Origin of the sequence: Gimesia benthica (assembly GCF_009720525.1) — a bacterium.
Classification (GTDB): Bacteria; Planctomycetota; Planctomycetia; order Planctomycetales; family Planctomycetaceae; genus Gimesia; species Gimesia benthica.
The window spans coordinates 1469419-1489159 of record NZ_CP043930.1; the positions used below are offsets into that span (position 1 = coordinate 1469419).

Annotated in this window: 14 protein-coding genes; 4 read left to right on the forward strand and 10 right to left on the reverse strand. The window is 56.5% G+C overall.

The genetic code is table 11. The annotated features are described in order from the left end of the window. Positions 1 to 1110 precede the first annotated feature (1110 nt). Both F1728_RS05570 and F1728_RS05575 read left to right on the forward strand, forming a co-directional pair. Positions 1111 to 3780, forward strand: coding sequence for a PVC-type heme-binding CxxCH protein (locus F1728_RS05570; protein ID WP_194242697.1), 2670 nt, complete (start codon positions 1111 to 1113; stop codon positions 3778 to 3780). Between the two features lie 97 nt (positions 3781 to 3877). After that, entirely contained in the window at positions 3878 to 4738 is an 861-nt protein-coding gene (locus tag F1728_RS05575) for a DNA alkylation repair protein (protein ID WP_155363273.1), read from the forward strand. Between the two features lie 125 nt (positions 4739 to 4863). On the opposite strand, the gene F1728_RS05580 is transcribed toward F1728_RS05575, so the two are convergent. The 3 genes from F1728_RS05580 to F1728_RS05590 all read right to left on the reverse strand — a co-directional run bounded on the left by F1728_RS05580 (position 4864) and on the right by F1728_RS05590 (position 6374). Continuing rightward, a complete protein-coding gene (locus F1728_RS05580; protein ID WP_155363274.1) occupies positions 4864 to 5433 on the reverse strand; it encodes a c-type heme family protein in 570 nt (189 codons plus the stop codon). Positions 5434 to 5703: 270 nt separating this feature from the next. Next, entirely contained in the window at positions 5704 to 5916 is a 213-nt protein-coding gene (locus tag F1728_RS05585) for a DUF3565 domain-containing protein (RefSeq protein WP_155363275.1), read from the reverse strand. A 38-nt stretch (positions 5917 to 5954) separates the two neighbouring features. Then, on the reverse strand, positions 5955 to 6374 hold the full coding sequence (locus F1728_RS05590; protein ID WP_145182396.1) for an RrF2 family transcriptional regulator: 420 nt from the start codon (positions 6372 to 6374) through the stop codon (positions 5955 to 5957). Between the two features lie 129 nt (positions 6375 to 6503). Here F1728_RS05590 and hmpA point away from each other — a divergent pair, with 129 nt between their 5' ends. After that, complete coding sequence (gene hmpA / locus F1728_RS05595; RefSeq protein WP_155363276.1) at positions 6504 to 7769, forward strand: NO-inducible flavohemoprotein; 1266 nt, start codon at positions 6504 to 6506, stop codon at positions 7767 to 7769. A 77-nt stretch (positions 7770 to 7846) separates the two neighbouring features. Here hmpA and F1728_RS05600 read toward each other — a convergent pair whose 3' ends face one another. Next, positions 7847 to 8425, reverse strand: a complete 579-nt coding sequence (locus F1728_RS05600; RefSeq protein WP_155363277.1) for a hypothetical protein — start codon at positions 8423 to 8425, stop codon at positions 7847 to 7849. Between the two features lie 147 nt (positions 8426 to 8572). On the opposite strand from F1728_RS05600, the gene F1728_RS05605 reads away from it, so the two are divergent. Then, a complete protein-coding gene (locus tag F1728_RS05605; RefSeq protein WP_155363278.1) occupies positions 8573 to 9670 on the forward strand; it encodes a hypothetical protein in 1098 nt (365 codons plus the stop codon). Between the two features lie 18 nt (positions 9671 to 9688). On the opposite strand, the gene F1728_RS05610 is transcribed toward F1728_RS05605, so the two are convergent. The 6 genes from F1728_RS05610 to F1728_RS05635 form a co-directional block, all read right to left on the reverse strand. Continuing rightward, the gene (locus tag F1728_RS05610; RefSeq protein ID WP_155363279.1) at positions 9689 to 10390 is read right to left on the reverse strand and encodes an SIR2 family NAD-dependent protein deacylase; all 702 of its coding nucleotides are present in this window, start codon (positions 10388 to 10390) and stop codon (positions 9689 to 9691) included. A 105-nt stretch (positions 10391 to 10495) separates the two neighbouring features. Then, positions 10496 to 11293 carry a transglutaminase domain-containing protein gene (locus F1728_RS05615; RefSeq protein WP_155363280.1) on the reverse strand — a complete coding sequence of 266 codons (798 nt, stop codon included), beginning with the start codon at positions 11291 to 11293 and terminating at the stop codon, positions 10496 to 10498. A gap of 288 nt (positions 11294 to 11581) precedes the next feature. Further along, the gene (locus tag F1728_RS05620) at positions 11582 to 11995 is read right to left on the reverse strand and encodes a hypothetical protein (protein WP_228030519.1); all 414 of its coding nucleotides are present in this window, start codon (positions 11993 to 11995) and stop codon (positions 11582 to 11584) included. 46 nt (positions 11996 to 12041) lie between these two features. Beyond that, on the reverse strand, positions 12042 to 13469 hold the full coding sequence (locus F1728_RS05625) for a DUF1552 domain-containing protein (protein WP_155363281.1): 1428 nt from the start codon (positions 13467 to 13469) through the stop codon (positions 12042 to 12044). Positions 13470 to 13561: 92 nt separating this feature from the next. Then, a complete protein-coding gene (locus F1728_RS05630; protein WP_155363282.1) occupies positions 13562 to 16207 on the reverse strand; it encodes a DUF1592 domain-containing protein in 2646 nt (881 codons plus the stop codon). A gap of 235 nt (positions 16208 to 16442) precedes the next feature. Then, a complete protein-coding gene (locus F1728_RS05635) occupies positions 16443 to 19739 on the reverse strand; it encodes an efflux RND transporter permease subunit (RefSeq protein ID WP_228030520.1) in 3297 nt (1098 codons plus the stop codon). Positions 19740 to 19741: the final 2 nt, after the last annotated feature.

Below are 19741 nucleotides of genomic sequence, written 5' to 3' on the forward strand. Positions count from 1 at the left end.
ACCGTGTTTACCGGCGGGTTGTGCTTTGCTGCTTAGGGGCTGGCTCTGGTTCTGATATTGAATGGGCTTTAGCCAAGACGTTTCAACCGGGGCTAATGCCCTGCGGCTAATTTTCTTTTGGCGTGGGGAGTTGGTGACTCTGGTTGTGGTTGATTTGTTGGGATGACTGTAAACCAGGATTTCTATTCAGGTATACAACACTGTCAGTTTCCTGCTCGCTGCGCTCGGCCCGAATTGCATTCGGGCTTACCCTTTTTCTACCACGAAATTCTCGAAAGGCACGAAAACGGTTTTGGTGGGAGCTGTCAGTGGGTGGGATACCTTTTGTGACTGGTGTTGTGTTCGGTGTTGACCCTGGTTACCGGCAGCTGGCGCTTTGCCGCTCACGGGGGGGACTGGATGTCGTTCCATTGGAGGCTTGTTGCTGGACAATGTCGCGAGGCGGGCAGGCACGCAGGCTCTGCCCCTACGGGTCAATACGATATGAGGCGATTTGAAACTTTCAGTTTGAACCTCTGATCCTGAAGGGAGTTGGTTATGGGATTGTTGGCTGACATGATCTGTAATTTGAAACGGGGTTGGGCTGTGTGGGTTTGTGGTGAGGTTTCCTCGGGTGTTGGCTGTTATCTTCTTCATCGGCGTGAGGGGGGCAAGACAGAATTTTGTCCCGATGTGGCCGGATTTTGTCCTGGTGTGGCCTGGATTTTGTCCTTGTTCGGCCGGGGTTTGTCCAGGTGTGCCCTGAACTGGGAGGGGTTGACATTGCGAAGTGGTGCGGGGTATTTCGGTAGACAGGCGGTGAAAATCGATGGAGGTGCAGGTGAACTTCGGTCAGAGGTGGGGCGTGTTTCGGTGCTCGGGGACGTGCCTCGCGCGCGAGCCAGAGGGGAACTACAATACGCTTCGGCGGGGGCCGATCAAGTTCAATTTCAGCAGCAAGTGCAGCTGTGCCCGGTGCGCAGTGCGGGTTTCGTCAGTGGTGCGACGATGATCATCCGCCGGGCGGTGAGAATCGGTTGCCTCGGGTGGTGCGGTGCGTTAGCTTATAAGGAGCCGTTGATGGCTGCCTGCAGATACTGCCCACCCCCTGCCCTCAAAAGAGAGATCATCATGAAATCGCTGTCGCTGTTTGTGTTGTTAGTTACGTCTATGCTGGTCTCGTCATCTCACGCCGCGGACAAGAGTCCCGCGGACCAAAGTCCGGCGGACGACCGTCCTCCCCAGGTCAAAGCGGTGCAGCCGGGTGTGACGTTGTCGCTGGTGGCTGAGCAGCCTCAGTTGTCGACGCCGACCGGCGTGGATGTGGACGAACAGGGGCGGGTCTGGGTCGTGGCGACGCATACGCATTTTCGGCCCGACGATTATGAAGGTCCGGAGCATGATGAGATTCTCATCTTTTCCGATCTGGACAAAGCGGGACGGGCACAGAAGCGGCAGGTGTTCTACAACGCGACCGACGCGACGATGGACCTGGAACTGGGGCCGGATGGCTGGGTGTACCTGGCGGAACGGGACCGGATTCTGCGGATCAAGGATACTGACGGGGACGGGAAGGCGGACGTCGAAGAGAATATCGCGGTGCTCGAGAGTGAAGCAGACTATCCGCACAACGGTCTGGAAGGGCTGGCGTGGGATAACCAGGGGAAGCTGATTTTCGCGATCGGAGAAAACTTCGCCAAGGACTGGACGCTGACGGGGACCGACGGGACGAAGATTACCGGTGCCGGCAAAGGGGGCATCTTCCGTTGTACGGCGGATGGGAAACAGTTGAAGCGGATTGCGGAGGGGTTCTGGAATCCGTTTGGCATCTGTGTGCGGGCGGATGGGGAGATTTTCGCTGCGGAGAATGATCCCGGAGAACGGCCACCATGTCGCGTGCTGCATATTGTCGAAGGGGGCGATTATGGTTACGAGCGGGGTTACGGATCGGAAGCTCATCATCCGTTTGTGGCCTGGAATGGTGAGTTGCGGGGGACGCTGCCGATGATTCATCCTTCGGGTGAAGCACCGTGTGGGATCGCACCGCTGGGCCGAGGTCTGCTGGTCCCTTCGTGGGGCGATCACAGCGTCGACTTTTTTCCGCTCACGCAACAGGGAGCGAGTTTCACCTCGAAACCGATCACGATTGTGAAAGGGGGCCGGTATTTTCGTCCGAGTTGTATCGCGGCTGATCCGAAGGATACACCCCATCTTCCTGAATCTGGCAAGGTCTTGACATGGTATCTGTGTGACTGGGTTGATGGACGGTACCAGGCGCATGGTTACGGGCGGGTGTGGAAGCTCGAGATTGACCTGACGAAAGCCGACTGGGTGGGACCCCTGGAACTGGAACCGCCGACCAAGGAGGCGAAGCTGGCAGCGGATCTACGGAGCGGACATGCGACACAGTCTGTGAAAGAACTGTTGCAGCTGGCACAGAACCAGGATCCCTTTGTGGCCCGGGCGGCACTGGTAGCGTTGTCTCACAAAGCGTCTAAGTGGACGCCCGCGGAGGTCATGAAATGGTCACCGGCGGAACGGGTGCAGGCGGTACTGGCGCTGCAACTGGCCCAGGCGGAGCCGGCAACGTGGATTCCGGTCTTCCTGAAGGACAAGAATGCGGACGTGCAGTTCGAGACGATCCGCTGGATTTCGGACAAGGGTTTGAAAGCGTATCTGCCTGATGTGGAACAGGTGCTGGCACAGAGTGATCTGGATTATCAGCGGTTCGAAGCAGCGATTGCGGCGTGGAACACGTTGAACGGCAAGGCGTTGGACGGCGTGCGGAATCCGGAGATGCTGCTGGCCCGCGTGGAGGACAAACAGAGTGCCCCGCAGATTCGGGCGTACGCTTTGCGGATGCTGCCAACGCAGTCGCGGTCTGCTCCGAAAGCCGGACAGCAGGTGGTGACACAGTTTCCCAAGGGGCTGACGCTGGCGATGCTGGAAGAACTGCTGGCGGTGAATGATGCGGAGCTGTCGCTGGAAGCGGTGCGGACGCTGTCGGGGAATCCGATTGTGTCACAGAAGATTCTGGCGGAGCTGGCTGCGGATCCGAAACAGGATTCGGTACTGCGGGCCGAAGCGATTGCGGGACTCGCGCCGCAGGCGGAACAGCAGATCGGGTTGATGCTCAAGCTGGCGGATTCTCCCGACCAGGTGGTTCGTGAAGAGGCGCTGCGGTGTCTGCGTTCGATCCAACTGACTGATGCGCAGAAGAAACAAATAAAGACGCTGGCGAAAGCGCATCCCGATTCAAAGGATGCGTTCGAGGCAGCCGTGAATCCGGGCGCGCTCAAGACGGACCGCCCTGCTCTGACCGATACCAGTGCGTGGCTGAAAGCGGTTGAAGGGGTCAAGGGGTCGGCGGATGTGGAGAGTGGACGACGGTTGTTTCATCATTCCCGACTGACGAACTGCGCTCACTGTCATCGACACAGTGGGCGCGGGAATGTGGTGGGGCCTGACTTGAGCAGCCTGGGAGATCGGCAGGATCGGGCGTGGCTGTTGCGTTCGATTCTCGAACCGAGCCGGGAGATGGCTCCGGAATATCAGCCGCGAACGATCATTCTGACGGACGGGCGGACGTTTACGGGGATCCGGCTGCGGTCGTACGTGAAGGAGACGATTCGTGATGCTCACGGTCAGAACAAGACGTTTGATCGGGATGATGTGGAGGCGATTGTCGAGTCGCCGGTTTCCTTCATGCCCCAGGGTCTGGTGCATGCGTTGACGGATCGCGAGTTGCGGGACCTGATCGCGTTTCTGGAAAGTCATTCGCGAGGACAGACAGCAGATTGAGAGGGCATGTCCCCAGTACACATTTGGAAACCTGACAAGCCCCCAATGTTGTCAGGTCGCAATTGAGTGGCTGGTGACTTTTCGTAGAATATCCAGCATGAAAACGCACCCCGCACAACAGTTTGCTGTCGGCCCCTCGATCATGAAGGGTACGCCTCTTAAAGAAATTATGAACGGCCAGTTGGTGAAGCTGATCGGCGTCTCACTGGCCGACGTAACACCGGACTTCGACACCCCCACTTTCCAGAAACGTGCCAAACGCAACTTGAACAAACTGGAACTGAAGGAACGGGCCCTCAACATCGCACACGCGATGGCCGAACAGCTGCCGGAAGATTTTGACGAGCTGGCACCGTTACTCATCAAGTCACTCGGTCCCAGGCTGCAGGCGACCGAACAAAACGGGCTGGCGCCATTCTTTTATTTCCCTCACTCACAGTTGATCGCCGAGTATGGTGCCGACCATCTGGAGAGCGGCTTGAAAGTCTGTTACGAATTGACGCAGCGATTCACCGCGGAATTCTGTATTCGCCCGTTTCTGATCGCGCACCGCGATAAAAGTCTGAAACAGCTCAAACGCTGGACGAAAGATGCCAACCCCCATGTGCGGCGTCTCGTCAGTGAAGGAACACGCCCCCGGCTTCCCTGGGCGATGCGGTTACGGGACTTTCAGGACGACCCCGGTTACACACTGCCTCTGCTGGAAAGTCTCAAGGACGATTCCGAACTCTATGTGCGGCGTTCGGTAGCCAATCATCTGGCTGATATCGCCAAAGATCATCCTGAAGTCGCCTACGAAGTCTGTCACAAATGGCTGTCAGAAATTGATGACATGCAGAAACCGGAAGAGATTAAAAATCGTCGCTGGGTTCTACGACACGCCGTCCGCCTGCCGGCCAAAAAAGAAGTTCCCGAAGCCCTCGCCATCCGCAAAGCGGCCGCTGACAGAAAAACATGAACGGCTTCTTATTTTTCATGTGCCTCACATGCTTCACTCAATAAAGCTGATCCCCGCTTGTTACCTTCCAGCAGGGATCAGCGTTCATTCACTCAGAATGACAACCGTTGTGTCACTCGATTCAATTACCGGATAGGCAGTTCGTAACTGATCGCGCCGATCGCTTCTCCCTCTTTGGCGTCTTTATAATGCGGATGACACATCACACATTTTTTCATCACCACCGGAATCGGCGTCATCGCCTGCAGGTAAGGTTTTCCATCCTTGATCACCACGGCCTCATAGTAAGACTTGCCCGCTTTCAGCTGCTTGATCCCCTGCTTTTCAAATTTGCTCTTCGCAACATTTTTGGGTTCGTACGGCTCTCCCGTCGCATCAATCAGACGCACCTGATGAAAACCGGTCTTCCCCACCCGCCTGAACAACTCGACTGCTGCACTCCCTGCCGGGAAGTCTTCCTCGTCATTCACATACTTGTCCGTAATCAAGACCACCGCGTTCTTGTAGATGTCATCCAGCATCTTGACGGTGTCGCGTGTCCGTTCGACCGCTGCCGGGGAAGGCTGTTCCGCTCCCCCCTTCGCTGCCTGCTTACCGGACGTTTTCTCCCCCTGCGGGTCGGCGCCAGAGAGATTCAGATTGAACAGAAACAGAGCAGTCACTGCGAGGCTGGTAACCAATCCTGTCTTGAGCATGAAGTTTCCTTTCAGAAAATAAAAACGGGGAAGATCAACGGAATCGTCGATCTCATAAAACCAGTGCCTGATCAGATCACCCGCTTCAACTGGCGCATTGAAAGAGTAACATCAGCCACAATCACAAGTTCGCATAGTTGTGTCGCTTGTCGCTTGTCGCATGCTTACATACTTTTCACAAAGATGCATAAGTGATACATCTTTTGCCGAATATAGACCTGCCCGTCCATTTTGTCAACAATATTTCAGTGGGAATAGAAACCCGGGACGTCAGCCCGGCCGTGTATCGGCGGGTGCCCCTTCGTCACACTTCCTGCACTCCAGCAGATATCCCAGCATCCCGGCCCGACCTGCTGCGCTCAGAACCCATGGACGCGATTCCAAAGGTGGGGCATGGCGAACATGCTGATTGTGGCCACAAACCAGCTGCGCCACCCAGTGTCCTGATTCGTCCTGCTGATAACCCGTAATCGGCTGCTGCATCACCACCTCACAGTGTGTCCCTCTGTCCTTGAGAGACTTTAACTCTCACACAAAGGCACAATCGTTGTCGTCGATTCCAGCAGCTGCCCAATGGTCACTCTGCCAAACGCCGCTTCCGCTTCCGCATACACGCGATCCAGCTCCGCATGCAGCGGACACAGACTGGTATGCGACTTCAGCCCTAACGGACAGCTGTTGATCCGTTCCATCGGGGCGATCGCATTAACAATATCCAGAATCGACAACTCTGCAGGATCGTGAATCAACTCATAGCCCCCCTTGGGACCACTCCGCGATTTCACAATCCCCGCTGCCGCCAAATCCTGCAGAACCCGCGTCAGATAACGCCGGGGGACCTTCGTCTTTTCCGCCAGATAATCGGCCGAAGCAGGCTTACCAGGCTGCCCCGCCAGGCAGGCCGCCGCCCGTAAAGCGTATTCATGAGTCTTTGAAAGCATCTGTTTTCCTAAAAAATACGAAAAGCTCCAATTATACACCTTGACGTGTAGAATTCCTTATTCTATACATCTAGGTATAGTATATCTGTTTCCGCTTGGGTATCAAGCCGCTCTTCAGGAGAACCATAAATGTTAAGTGACAAAACCATCGCCATCGTCAAGGAAATCACACCAGTTGTCGCCGCCAACGCGGAAACCGTCACACGGGTCTTCTACCAGAAGATGTTTGCAGGAAACCCCGAAGTCAAAGCCTTTTTCAACCAGGCCCACCAGCATTCCGGTGGTCAACAGAAAGCCCTCGCCGGTGCCATCTGTGCCTATTTCACCCATATTGACAACCTCGCCGCCCTCACCCCTGCCGTCGAACTGATTGCTCAGAAACACTGCTCGCTGGGTATCCAGGCCGAACAGTATCCCATCGTCGGCAAACACCTGCTGGCTGCCATCAAAGAAGTTATGGGAGACGCTGCCACCGACGAAATCCTGGCAGCGGTCGGCGAAGCTTATCAGCTGCTCGCAGACGTCTGTATCGAACGTGAACGTCAGATCTACGAAGAGCAACGCACTGCTGCCGGCGGCTGGAACGGCTATCGATCCTTTGTCGTCGATCGCAAAGAGCCCGAAAGCGATGTCATTACCTCCTTCTATCTGAAACCCGCTGATGACGAACCGCTGCCAGCCTGGCTCCCGGGTCAATATATCACCGTCAAAATCGATCACCCGACGACTCCCACTTCTCCCCGCAATTACAGTCTCTCCAACCAGCCGGGACAGGATTCGTTTCGCATCAGCGTCAAACGCGAACCCGGTCTCACCGCGGACGCTCCCGACGGTCTGATCTCCACTTACCTGCACGATCAGGTCCAGGTGGGTGATACTCTGCAGATCGGTCCCCCCTGTGGTGAGTTTACCCTCGATCCCGCAGAACCCCGCCAGACACCGACCGTCATGCTGGCCGGCGGCGTCGGCGTGACCCCCCTGCTCTCGATGGCGCAGTCGCTGATCGCGGCTCAGCCCGAAGCCCCGCTCTATTTCCTGCAGGCAGCCCGTAACAGCCAGACCCACGCGTTTGCTGCAGAGATTCAGGAACTCCGCAATCAGGGTGCCAACGTCCGCACGCTCACGCTCTACGATCAGCCACTGGCAGACGATCTGGAAAATCAGAACTGCGACGAAACGGGAATCCTCAGTGAAAACATCCTGCGTGAATGGACTCCCTTCACCGCAGCCAACTTCTACTTCTGTGGCCCGAAACCATTTATGCAGAACGTTTATGCCAGCCTGAAAGCCTTGAATGTCCCTGCAGATCGAATTCATTTCGAATTTTTCGGTCCCCGACAGGACATCGAATCGGCCCCACTCGCAGACGAACCGGAAGTCACTGTCTCGCACTGATTCACATTCTCTGATCTGTTTGGTAATGAAATTAATTATCTCGCTCATCCCCCGGGATGTCAGATGACGATACTGGTTTATGTGGTACTCTGCTCTAATGGATTTCCAGAGTACCACTCAGCGCTAACGCTACGGCTTCGACGACCAGGGCTAACATATTTCCCGTAGTGTTGGAATGCGTCCGTGTCTTCCTTCGACGGACGCATTTTTTTTGCGCCCTGCTTCAAATCTGCCTCAGGTGACCACACTTTTGCCCCCTGGTTCTCGATCCTCCAGTGCACAAACTGGACTTGATCCCCACTTCCTGATCCATAAAGTGTTGCAATTGTGCTTCGCGCGCGAGGCGGACGATGCGTGCACTGGAACACCGACCACAAGTTACTCAGAAGCACCTGAATCGCCGTCGATTTTTCCATCTTTTCACCGGAACATTCAGAACCGGTTCGAGCTGTCTCGTAGATTTTCAAATCATTTCGGAGCACTTTCAGAGCATTTGAAATGCAACTCACCGAAAACTCAGGCAAACTCACCCGCAGCCCACAGCACAATTTTCGCTTGACACCCCCGCGCCCCTGACGAAGATCACCCTCGTCGAACAACAGATGCAGCAAGTGATTCATGATGATCCACACATCATTGTTGAGAGAGTAATCCACTGGTGAAACCGCCCTTGAATACAGGAGAGAGAACGCCCCGACTTCGCTTACCAGAAGACCGGGCTCAATGTCATTCTAGGGATTGTCATCGAGCCGTATAGAAGAATCGATGAGATGTAATGCACGGGAGGAGCCAATCTGAGCACCGTGAAAACTCAGCGCTATCAAAGTCTGAATCGGGGCCCGATATTGACGCTGACCACTGACGCGCTTATCCTCAGGATAGACGCGTCTGACCGCTACATCTCTTTCTGGTCAACATCATCTCACTCGACTCGCAATGCCCGCAAGCATCCCGGTACAGTGATTAAGAGAGCAGGTGTCACCATGAATTTACACGTGTTCCTGCTTGTAATCGCCACCCTCTGCCTGCCTGTCCGCATCGCATCCGCACAACTGATCCAGGTCCAACTCAACCTTGATGAACCAAAAATCATCAATGACACAACCCTGATCATCAGCGGTAAGACCAATCTTCCCCCGGGAACAGAAGTCACGATTCAAGCTGATCCGACCGCCAGGCCTGACTTAATGCCCTCCATTAAAGGCGGGCGACATTTGCAGCGTTTAGGTGGAATAACCGCGGATTGGGTGCCTGCGGGAAAAGCAACAGTGACACCACAGAGTACTTTTACAGTCACCCTCAAGGACCCTCACAAATTTAAGACTGGAAAATATCAGGTTGCAGCACAGGTCTGGGTATATAGCTATTCGATGTTTGGAAAGTTATCTGCTCAACCAAAAGACTTCTACGAGATTGCGGGCTCGGCAGGAGCAAATCTGCAGGGGCCGTTGGTAGATCGGCAACTGGCGCTGTTTATGGGACATGTTGCCGTGACGACATCGAGAGAATTCGAATTCCGTCCCGGTGAGGCAGATCAAGTTGCCAGTAAAGAAAAAAAGAAGCTGCAACGCTATGCCAAGGCAATCGAAGACGCTTACAAACTACATTTGCAACTGCTGCAACAGGGCGTCTATGCCCAATGGACGAACAAAAACAACCTGCAGGCGAACCGGCTGGTCGTCAACTATGGATTCCGTCTCAAAAATACCCACAAATCAATTCGCCCGATTGAGACACAAGAGGCTTTCTTTCTGTTTTCGGAAACGGTGCAGGCCCTCGAACAGGTGCATTACTGGTCCCTCTATGTAGTCAATCCTGAACCAGAAAGGTACACCGAGGCTGAGACCGAATACACCAGAGCCAAAGCCAGACTGGACGACTATATCGCCGGAATCAAGTAACACTCCTGTGAATCCTCCTCACTCCCCTTCCAGCCACCGCTGTACTATCTGCGGCACATGCTCCACCGCCGTCCCCCTGATCCAGTCAAAACCGACAGGCTCCTGCTCCAGATCCGGGCTCACGATCAGTTTTTCCGCCCCTGCACGCGACAGTTCAACCAGACCAGCCGCCGGATACACCGACAGCGAAGTCCCCACCACCAGCACTTTCCCCGCGCTGCGGATCTCTGCGACCGCCACGTCCGTGTTGTGAATCATTTCTCCAAACCAGACAATGTGTGGCCGCAACTGGGAACCCGCTTCGCAGAGATCGCCCAGCTGAATTTCCTTCCCGCCGATTTCATAAATCAGCTCCGGATCAGCCGTACTGCGGGCTTTCACCAGTTCGCCATGCACGTGAATCACATTCGAGGAACCCCCGCGCTCATGCAGGTCATCCACATTCTGAGTAATCACCACCACGTCATACCGGCGTTCCAGTTCCGCCAGCGCCTGATGTGCCGCATTCGGTTCAGCCGCCACCGCCTGCGTGCGACGCGCATTATAAAAATCCAGCACCAGTTGCGGATCCCGTTCCCACGCCTCGGGCGAAGCCACCTCGGTAATCTCGTACTGTTCCCACAGTCCGCCCATATCCCGGAACGTCGGTAATCCGCTCTCGGCACTGATTCCGGCTCCCGTCAACACCACAACTTTATTCGCATCGATGGGATCAGACATCTCTGTTCTCTCTCTGACTTTCACGGGGCTCATTTTTTTCACCTGCACAATGAGTCTCTGACACGCCTGCATCAGAAAAAGTTCAGTGTGTCAAGTGAACCCACCTCAGTCAGTCGGTGCCGAAATCTGCTCCACATGCACTTCCATATTCAAGATCTCCACTGGATCTCCAAACTGCGTGTAGACGGCGACATCCGCGGCATCTCTCCCGTAGGCAATCGCCACGCGTCCCCCGGCCAGCGTCTGCTGTGTCGGATCAAACGTGTACCAGCGACCGCCGACATACGCCTCAAACCAGGCATGCAGATCCATCGGCCGGAGTGGTTCCAGGTAACCCACCACCATCCGCGCGGGAATCGAAAGCGCCCGGCAGCAGGCGATGCCCAGGTGCGCCATATCGCGACAGACGGCCTGCGACTTCTGATTCACCTCAGTCGCACTGATGATTTCCTGCCCCTCACCCGGCGTATAGGCCAGGGAGTTCTGAATGTACTCCACGATTTTTGCGCACTGGTTGTAACCCGGATTGATCCCTTCCACCAGCGATGCTGCCATCTGCGAGAAACGATCCGATTCACAATACCGGCTGGGCAGCAGGAACGGCAGCGTCGGGTCCGGCAGCTGTTCCACTGGTACAAACGGCGCCCCGGGTGCGACATCAGAGCTGTCGGCCACTTCGATATCAAAGGCGGTCTGAATCGAAAAGAAACCCGCTGGCGCCACCAGCCGCTGACACAGATTACCGAACAGATCGGTAAACTCAACCGCCTCGGTGCTGGGGTTCAACATATATTGCTCGCGAGCCACCCACTGTTGACTGCCACTCCGCGGACGCAGCATCAGAATAAAGGGAGTCGCGACGGGAATTTCAAAGTCCAGTTTACAGGAAGCGTGCAGCCACATGTCATTCGTTTTCCGTTAGAGACCAGGAATTGCCCGGGTAGTGTTTATTTAATTATATGGAATGAGTCCAGGGGGATACTGTTACTCTCGATTGCCGGACTGCATCTACAGAATAATCCAAATTAGCCGCAGGGCCTTAGCTCCGGTTGAAACGACTTTGCTATGGACCGTTCGAAATAAGAAGCACTACCTGTCATAAAGATGTGCGAGCCTGCCTCTGACCTTAACACTCGAAGCCCCACGCGACAATCGCCTCGCAGCGCTTCTCGTCATCTTCATGGAGGAAAATCAGGCATCCTGCTCCCCACCGTCGGCGTCATAGGCTTCCCGCTCGAACGGATTATCGCGATAGAACCGACGGCCAGTCAGCCACATATACACCGACGACAGAAAGTAAGCGGGCAGCATGAACGGCCCCCAGCGCTCGTACTGCCTGACATGCACGGCTTCATGCTTCCGCGAAATATCCAGCGACGCATCCGTCTGCCCCAGGATCGTATGCCCCAGCGTCAACGCCAGCGTAAGCTGACCGTGCGGCAGCCGCTGAATCAGCCATTTAACGCCGCCATCATAGAACTCGATCGCCGGCCTCCGCACACGCGCCCGTCCACCAAAGCAGAGCCCCACCCCGCCAATCATCAGCCCCAACAACGTATTCGGCAGTGCCCACAGCACCCTCAGCAGAAAGAAAAAACGATCCATCAGTTGTTCACTCATTTATTACTGCAACGCTCATACATAAAGTACCTTACGCACGGATCGCATCTACAGCCGTCGCGTCACGTTTCGCTGGTCCCAGTTTCACCTTCGCACCAAAGGCGTCCAGCAGCGTATTATACACGTCCAGCCCCTCCTGGCCCACGTCCATGATCTGTCCGGTCTTGAACCGGCCATTGGCACCGGTGATGCAATGGAACACGCCCGACAGTTCACGTTTCACATCGTTGTGCCGCCCGTCGCCGGATTCGGTCGAGATCGTGATCAGCGAGTTCTCCAGAATCGTCCGCCCATTCGCCTCCCGGGCGTCGCCACTGTTGAGCGCCTGCAGGAAATAGGAAACCTCCCGCATCTTCAAATGCGCGTGAGCCCGCAGAGCCTCGTTCTTTTTCTTTTCGTTGAACTTATGCCACCACTCGTGGCTGCAACCTTTGTCACCGCTGGCCCTCAACTGGCTCGGATCATCGAACGTCCAGCGTTTCTCGCCGTTATACTCGTAATCGCCGGTCAGACGAATCCGCTCGCCCGCCGCCAGGAATGTCAGCGAACCGAAGCGGACCCGATCCATCTGAATTGCCAGGGCATAAATGTCCGCCAGCAGTCGCCATTCGCTGGTAAGCTCTTCCACCGTGATATCAATCCCCTGCCCTCCCGGATCAGCCGGACCGCCGTGCGGAATCTTCGAACGGGGCGGCGGCTCTGGTGCGTTCCGATTCTTGTGCTGCATCGCAAACGCCCGCCGCTCGTATTCGCGAATCCGGTCCAGGTGATCGGCCACCCTCGCTTTCGATGCTGAACCGAGGGGCGAATTCTGGCCCGTATAGAACCGGTAATCCTCCACGACCGTATCCAGTACGCTCCGGCGCAACCGTCGCTGCGCTGCATCGTTTCCCGAACCTCCGGCAGAGACCGTCCCGAACACCCGCTCAAACAGATCGCGGGGCTTTTCCTGAATCGTCGCGGCCACCGTGCCGTCCAGATTATAACTGTGCACATAGCGGCCCACGCGGCTGCGGCGGAAGAATGTCCCCCCAATCAGCGTTGGCACCATCCCGCTCGGCAGCCCTTTCGGATAATGCGTCTGACGAATCACCTGGTCAATCGACGGGCCGCCCGCTTTGGCTTCCCCATCGGGCGGTTCAGCCGTAAAGGCGCCGGAAGCACCGTCGTAATGCGCGTTGATCCCCTTTTCATCGCAGCGCACCTGGTCCACATTCCGCATGATCAGCAGCTTGTCCTGCAGTGGTTTGAGCGGCTCCAGCACATCGTCGAAGCCTTCGGTCTGCAGCGGAGCGGGAATCCCCAGACCAAAAAAGACATTAAACGCCCGCACCGGAACCTGTGGCTGCGCCGCAGCGGCCAGGCTGGACGGAATCATCTCCTCCAGCAGCGGTAAGCCGATCGCAGCCGACCCCAGTCCCTTCAGCAACATCCGACGATTGAGCAGCACATGACTCATAGAAACGTCTCCCGCCTGTGGTTGATAATATTGATATGATAAACGGCTGAGATCAGGACACCAGTATTTTCTAAACAAGAAGCTCCACCAGCTTAGTCACTCTGCCCCTCGGTACGCACCTTCTGCACCAGATCGCTCATCACAATCGCGGTGAGCAGACTCGGATAAGTACCGCCCCCCTGCTGGGACGCTTCATGAATTTTTTGTACCGTCGACGCATCCGCGGGCCCCAAAGGGCGTCCCAGCGAAAACTGCGTCAGCTTCCAGGTGATCGTCTCACGCACCCGCTCGCTTTCGGCCAGCAGATCCATCAACTCCGCGGGCGTGCTGAATGCCACCGGTTTCGCCGTCCCCGGAACCAGGATTTCACCATCGCTCCGCAGTCGGTTCTTATATTCATCGATCTCGTGAAACGCGCCGATGCCATCATACTTCTCCAGCCCGAATGCCAGCGGTTCGAACCGGGTATGACAGCCCGCACACGCCTCGTTGGCCATCCGCTTTTCGGCGATCATCCTTTGTGACTGTCCCGGTCGCGAAGGCACCGGTGTGGTATCCACGCCCGGCGGCGGTGCACCGATTACGCCTCGCAGCAGATCTTTCAAAACAAACAGCCCGCGGGTCACCATTGATGCATCATCCCCGCCCATCGTGAGAATACTCCCCTGCGTCAGCAAGCCGCCCCGTGCGGGAACCTTCGACAGATCGTACCGCTGCAGCCCCTCACCCTGCGGTGTCAAACCGTAATGCCGGGCTAGTTGTGGCGTCGCGAAAGTCACCTGGGCATTGAATAGATCTGACAACGGTCGGTTTTCCCTCCAGGCAATCTCCTTGAAGAATGCCAGCGTCTCCGCGCGCATATCCAGCCCCAGTTGCGGATCCCATTCCGGGAACCGCGACTCGTTCGGTCGCATATTGGCCAGCCGATCCAGGTTCAACCAGTCGGAAACAAACTGAGCCGAGCGTTCCACCGCACGTGGATCTTTCAGCATCCGCGCCACCTGTTTCCGACAGACTTCCTCATCGGTCAGCTTCCCTGCCTGCGCCGCCTTGAGCAGCTCTTCATCAGGAGGTCCACCCCAGATGATGTAACTCAATCGCGATGCCAGTTCAAAGTTCCCTGCGGTAAACGCCGCCCCGTCCCCTCGTTGCGATTCAATCCGATAAATGAACCGGGGAGACTGCAGCATCGCTTCCACAATCAGCGAGACTCCCTGTTCATAGGTGCCCCCCGCGCTGGCCACCGTCGTCGCGATCCCGCTGAAGTTCGTAATCTCACGCTCGTCCAGCGGACCGCGGAACAGCCACTGTCCCATCGCCCCCACAAACTTTCGCATCGTGGCATCCGTATTCAGGCTCCGCGAACTGGAAAACCGCCTCGCAAACTTCAGGACGTCCATCCGCTGGACAATCAGTTCCGCCAGCCGGGAATACGCCTGCACATGCTTGAGGTCCACATTCAGATTGTACGCGGTATTGCTGAAACCATCGGCCCGCAGATCAGGCGGCAGCAGTTCGTAGGCCTCCTGGCTGATATCCACGCCTACCGTGCTTTTGACCGTCTCGATGTATTCCGGAATCGTCAGCCGCTGCACCCAGATCTCCTGCGCACTGCTGTTTCCGTTATAGATGGCGGGATCAATCATGTTCACCGACCAGTGTGCGCCGCCGTTCAGCCACTCTTTGAGTAACGCTTTCTCAGCCGGCTTGAGTGGTGTATTTCCGGGCGGCATATCACCCGAGACGATCTGTTCCCACAGCAGACTTTTCTCCGCAGACCCCGGCACGATGATTTTTCCACTCTCCCCACCCGCGAAGGCAGTCGCTTTGTGCGACAGGTCCAGTCCCCCTTTCCGGCTGGCGGCGTCATGACATTCCAGGCAGTTCTGTGCCAGCAGCGGTGCGACTTTCGTTTCAAACAGCTTTCTCTGCTTCGCCTGGGCCAGCGCCAGCAGATCCTGCTCGGAAGGTTTCCCCTTTTCTCCCGCGCGATAATTCTGCTCGACTTCCGCTTTGGTCAGCGCCCGACTATAAACGGCCACCAGAAACAGATCCCCCTGCCAGGGACGATCGCCGGTCGCTTCATTTGCCAGTGTCAATGAGAAGGACTGATCCCAGTTGGACAGGTTCCCCCGGATTCGTTTCTCGGCCTGCAACTTTCCATTCACATACAGCAGTGCCCTTCCCGCTGGATCGCGGGTATAGACCACATGCGTCAGCCGGGGTTGAGCCAGTCGATCCGGAGACGTCATGGAAGGCATGCCGTTCCCGCTGGTGGATGTCGTCCGCAAACGCACATCATAGCGTCTGCCCTCCTGCCCGAGCGTCACATTACGCAGATTCGGATCACGCGACAACGAAACAATCCGCGCGGGTCCCTTCTGCCGATCATGGGCCGGTTTCAACCAGACTTCCATGGTACATGCATTCGCCCGCCGAAGTGCTTTAATGAGTTTACTGGCCGGCTCTGTTGACTGAATCCGGGCCGACCCCTTGACGGTCACTGCACCATTCTGCCACTTGATCTCGGACGGATTCTTAATGTTCAGATTCAGCGGTTCCCCGACCTCCGAGCGATCCTGAATCAGATTCCCCTGGCCCGCTTCAAACGTGTACAGGACCTGCAAATCACGAGTCACCCGCGAACCCTCCGCAGCCTGCAAACGGCTTTCAACAGATAACAGTGCCAGACACAACAACACAACGACGGTATTCAGGGTAGAGCGCATGGTTGTCATATACCTGTTCCAGAGTGACTGCAGTGGTCGTAACCAGCCTGAGCCTGCTCTTTGAGGGAAATCGGGGAAGACGTGCTTTGCCAGACAGGACGGGATAGAGACATCGATGTTTCCTCTTCACAAACCATTCCTTTGGCGGGAGACATCACTTAAGCATATTTCAGGCTACTGCCATATCTGCGGGAAGTCAATAAGTAAGTCCGATTCTCCCGACGGCTGACCTGTCACCCACGCTTCAAGTCTGATCCGAACTCGTCGGTGCGGGTTCAGGGGGTGGAATATGCGCTGCCAGCACATGCACGGGCGGAACTTCATGTGGCACACTGTGCTCGGGCGCAGCTGGCTTCTTCTTCTCGTTGCCGGTCCACTTCATGAACAGGGCCGAGAGATCATCGAAGAACGTATACAGCACGGGAATCGCCAGCAGGGTCAGTAGCAGTGACAGCGTCTGTCCCCCTACCGCCAGCACTGCGATAGACCGCCGTTCTTCTGCACCGGGACCGGTGGCAATCAACAGCGGAATCAGTCCCGCCACGAAAGAGAGAGTTGTCATCAGAATCGGTCGCAGACGATCGCGGTTCGCCTGCAGGATCGCCTGGTAACGGGGGAAACCCTGTTCCTGCAGTGCATTCGTATGATCGATCTGCAGAATCGCCGCCTTTTTCACCACGCCGAACAGCACCAGAATCCCCAAGGCCGAATACAGGTTCAGCGTCTCGCCTCCCCAGTGCAGACTCAACAGACCAAAGGGAACCGCCAGAGGCAGCGAAAGCAGAATCACCATCGGATGTACCAGGTTTTCAAACTGGGCCGCCAGCACGATATACATGAAGACGAACGACAGCACCATCGTCCAGCCAAAGTCCGAGAGTGTGCGTTCCAGTTCGCGGCCGCCCCCCAGCACCATCGTATTGTAGCCATCCGGAATTCCGATCTCTTCCGCAGCCGCTTTCATCGCCTCGATTCCGTCGCCCAAAGCATAGCCCGGCGCCAGGTTCGCCCGCACGGCGACCATCTTCTGTCGATTCAACCGGTCAATGCGCGAGGCTGCCGTGTTGTATTCGAAATTGACCACGTTATCGATCCGCGCCAGCCGCGATCCGGTCTGTGCCGAGGAGGAAGTAACGTCCCCCTGGGCCTGCGGACTGGTCCGCACGTATAACTGGGAAACCGACTGGATATCCCCCCGGTCCAGCCCGACCAGTCGCAGCTCGACATCGTAAGCGTCGTCCACACTCCGGTCGCGGTATCGGGAAACACGATCATCTCCGCCGACTGCAACCCGCAGCGTATCGGCAATCTCCCGCACATCAATGCCCAAAGCAGCCGCCCGTTCGCGATCGATGCGGGCCAGCAGTTCCGGATTATCAATCTGCAGCGTGGAATAGACGTCCACGATTCCCGGAATCGTTTTGACCTTTTCGCGCAGCTTGTTACTGAACTCCAGCAGACCGTCGATGTCCGGTCCGGTAATCGAAAAGTCGATATCCACCGGCGCCCCCTGCCGGAGTGAAGTCAGGTTTCGCACCGAGATGCGGGTATCGGGAATCTGTTTCAGTTTCTTGCGGATCTCTGACATCTTCTCGCGCTGGGTGAAATTACCCCGAAACGCGGCGGTCAGGTCGGCGTGCATGAGTCCGGCGAAGAAACGATCGAATGAAAACGTACGTGTCTCGCTGTCGGTCAGCCGCACAAAGAAACTCGCGCGGTTCACATCGCCGAAACCTCCGGATCCCACCGTCAGCAGAATCGTTTTCACTCCTTCCGTATCTGTCAGGATCGTCTCGGCCCGCTCAATCAGATCATTCATCGACTGCAACGTCGCCCCCTGCCGGGCCTCGAGACGGATTTCGAACTCGGACTCATCCACGTTGAGCGGAATGTAATCCTGTTTCACCAGTTGGTACAGCGGATAGTTACTGAAGATCACCGCGATGGAAACCGCCAGTACCAGCCAGCGAAATCGCAGCGACTGTTTCAGCGTCCAGAGATAAGAGGTTTCCACCAGGTGATAGAATCCCGAACGGGAACTCGGTCCGTTCGGACTGGGCGTCTCTGCCTTGAGCAGCTTGCTGCACATCATCGGCGTCAGGGAGAAACTGACGAGCATCGAAACCAGAATCGCCACCGTCGCCGTCAATCCGAACTGGAACAGCAGTCGCCCGGTGACGCTCGACAGAAACGACACCGGCAGAAAGACGATCACCAGTGAAATGGTGGTCGCCAGCACCGCCAGCCCGATTTCCTTGGTTCCGTAAATCGCGGCGTCGTGGGGAGTCATCCCCCGCTCTTCGATGCAGTGGAACACGTTCTCCAGCACCACAATGGCATCATCGATCACCACCCCCACCATCAGTACCAGTGCCAGCATGGTCACGTTGTTCAAGGTGAAGCCGAACAGTTTCATGAAAGCAAACGTGGAAATGATCGAAGCGGGAATCGCCACCGAGGCAATCACCGTGGATCGCCAGGATCGCATAAACAACAGCACGGTGATACAGGCCAGAATACTACCGGAAATCAGGTGCTTTTCCAGTTCGTGCAGTGCCGTCACGATATAGCGGGATTGATCCTGCACCACGCTGACCGTCACATCATCGGGCAGCAGTTCCTGGCTGCGGGGCAGCATCTTTTTAATGCCTTCCACCACCGCAACCGTATTTTCTCCCGACTGTTTCTGAATCGTCAACACAACCGCCGGCGCCTGATTCAACCGCGCAATCGTGCGGACTTCCTTGGTATCGTCGCTCACTGTTCCCAGGTCGGCCAGTCGGACCGGCGTCCCGTTGATCGTATCGACCACCAGATTCGGAAAATTGCTCGCGTCGGCAATGCGGCCCATCGTCCGCAGGGACCGCTCGCGGAAGCCCTGGTCCAGGCGTCCCCCGGGAACTTCGGTATTCTGTCGCACCAGTGCATCCCGGATCTGCAGGATCGACATCTGGTAAGCCGCCAGACGGTCCGCGTCGATATCCACCTTCACCGCCCGATCCGCGGCCCCCGCAATCTGAACCTCACCCACTCCGGGAGACGATTCAATCACGTTCTTCACGTAGCGGTCTGCAAACAGATACAGTTCCCGCGAGGTGCGTGGTCCCGAAACCGCCAGCGTCATGATCGGCGACGATTCCAGATCCCGTTTCTGCACGATCGGCGGATCTATATTGGGAGGCAACAGATTCATCGCCCCCGAAACCGCATCCCGCACGTCCTGAGTCGCAGCGTCGACGTTCCGGTTCAGATTGAAGGTAATGATCACGAACGAACGACCGTCGCGCGAGATCGAACGCAGTTCCTCGATGCCCGCCACGGTTGCGACCGCATCTTCCAGCACCGCGCTGACTTCGGATTCGACTTCCTGAGACGCCGCCCCGGGATAGTTCGTCCGGATATAAATCGAGGGCATGTCCATGTTAGGAAAGCGATCGACGCCCAGCTCCGGAAAGGCCACAAGACCGGCGACCACTAATGCGGTAATCAGCATCAGCGCAAACACGGGCCTTTTGACACAGACTTCGGCTAACCAGTACAAAA

Excerpts from the sequence above, each read along its gene's own strand:
- F1728_RS05570 (WP_194242697.1), top strand. The coding sequence starts at position 1,111 with ATGAAATCGCTGTCGCTGTTTGTGTTGTTAGTTACGTCTATGCTGGTC.
- F1728_RS05575 (WP_155363273.1), top strand. The coding sequence starts at position 3,878 with ATGAAAACGCACCCCGCACAACAGTTTGCTGTCGGCCCCTCGATCATG.
- F1728_RS05580 (WP_155363274.1), bottom strand. The coding sequence starts at position 5,433 with ATGCTCAAGACAGGATTGGTTACCAGCCTCGCAGTGACTGCTCTGTTT.
- F1728_RS05585 (WP_155363275.1), bottom strand. The coding sequence starts at position 5,916 with ATGCAGCAGCCGATTACGGGTTATCAGCAGGACGAATCAGGACACTGG.
- F1728_RS05590 (WP_145182396.1), bottom strand. The coding sequence starts at position 6,374 with ATGCTTTCAAAGACTCATGAATACGCTTTACGGGCGGCGGCCTGCCTG.
- hmpA (WP_155363276.1), top strand. The coding sequence starts at position 6,504 with ATGTTAAGTGACAAAACCATCGCCATCGTCAAGGAAATCACACCAGTT.
- F1728_RS05610 (WP_155363279.1), bottom strand. The coding sequence starts at position 10,390 with ATGTCTGATCCCATCGATGCGAATAAAGTTGTGGTGTTGACGGGAGCC.
- F1728_RS05615 (WP_155363280.1), bottom strand. The coding sequence starts at position 11,293 with ATGTGGCTGCACGCTTCCTGTAAACTGGACTTTGAAATTCCCGTCGCG.
- F1728_RS05620 (WP_228030519.1), bottom strand. The coding sequence starts at position 11,995 with ATGGATCGTTTTTTCTTTCTGCTGAGGGTGCTGTGGGCACTGCCGAAT.
- F1728_RS05625 (WP_155363281.1), bottom strand. The coding sequence starts at position 13,469 with ATGAGTCATGTGCTGCTCAATCGTCGGATGTTGCTGAAGGGACTGGGG.
- F1728_RS05630 (WP_155363282.1), bottom strand. The coding sequence starts at position 16,207 with ATGACAACCATGCGCTCTACCCTGAATACCGTCGTTGTGTTGTTGTGT.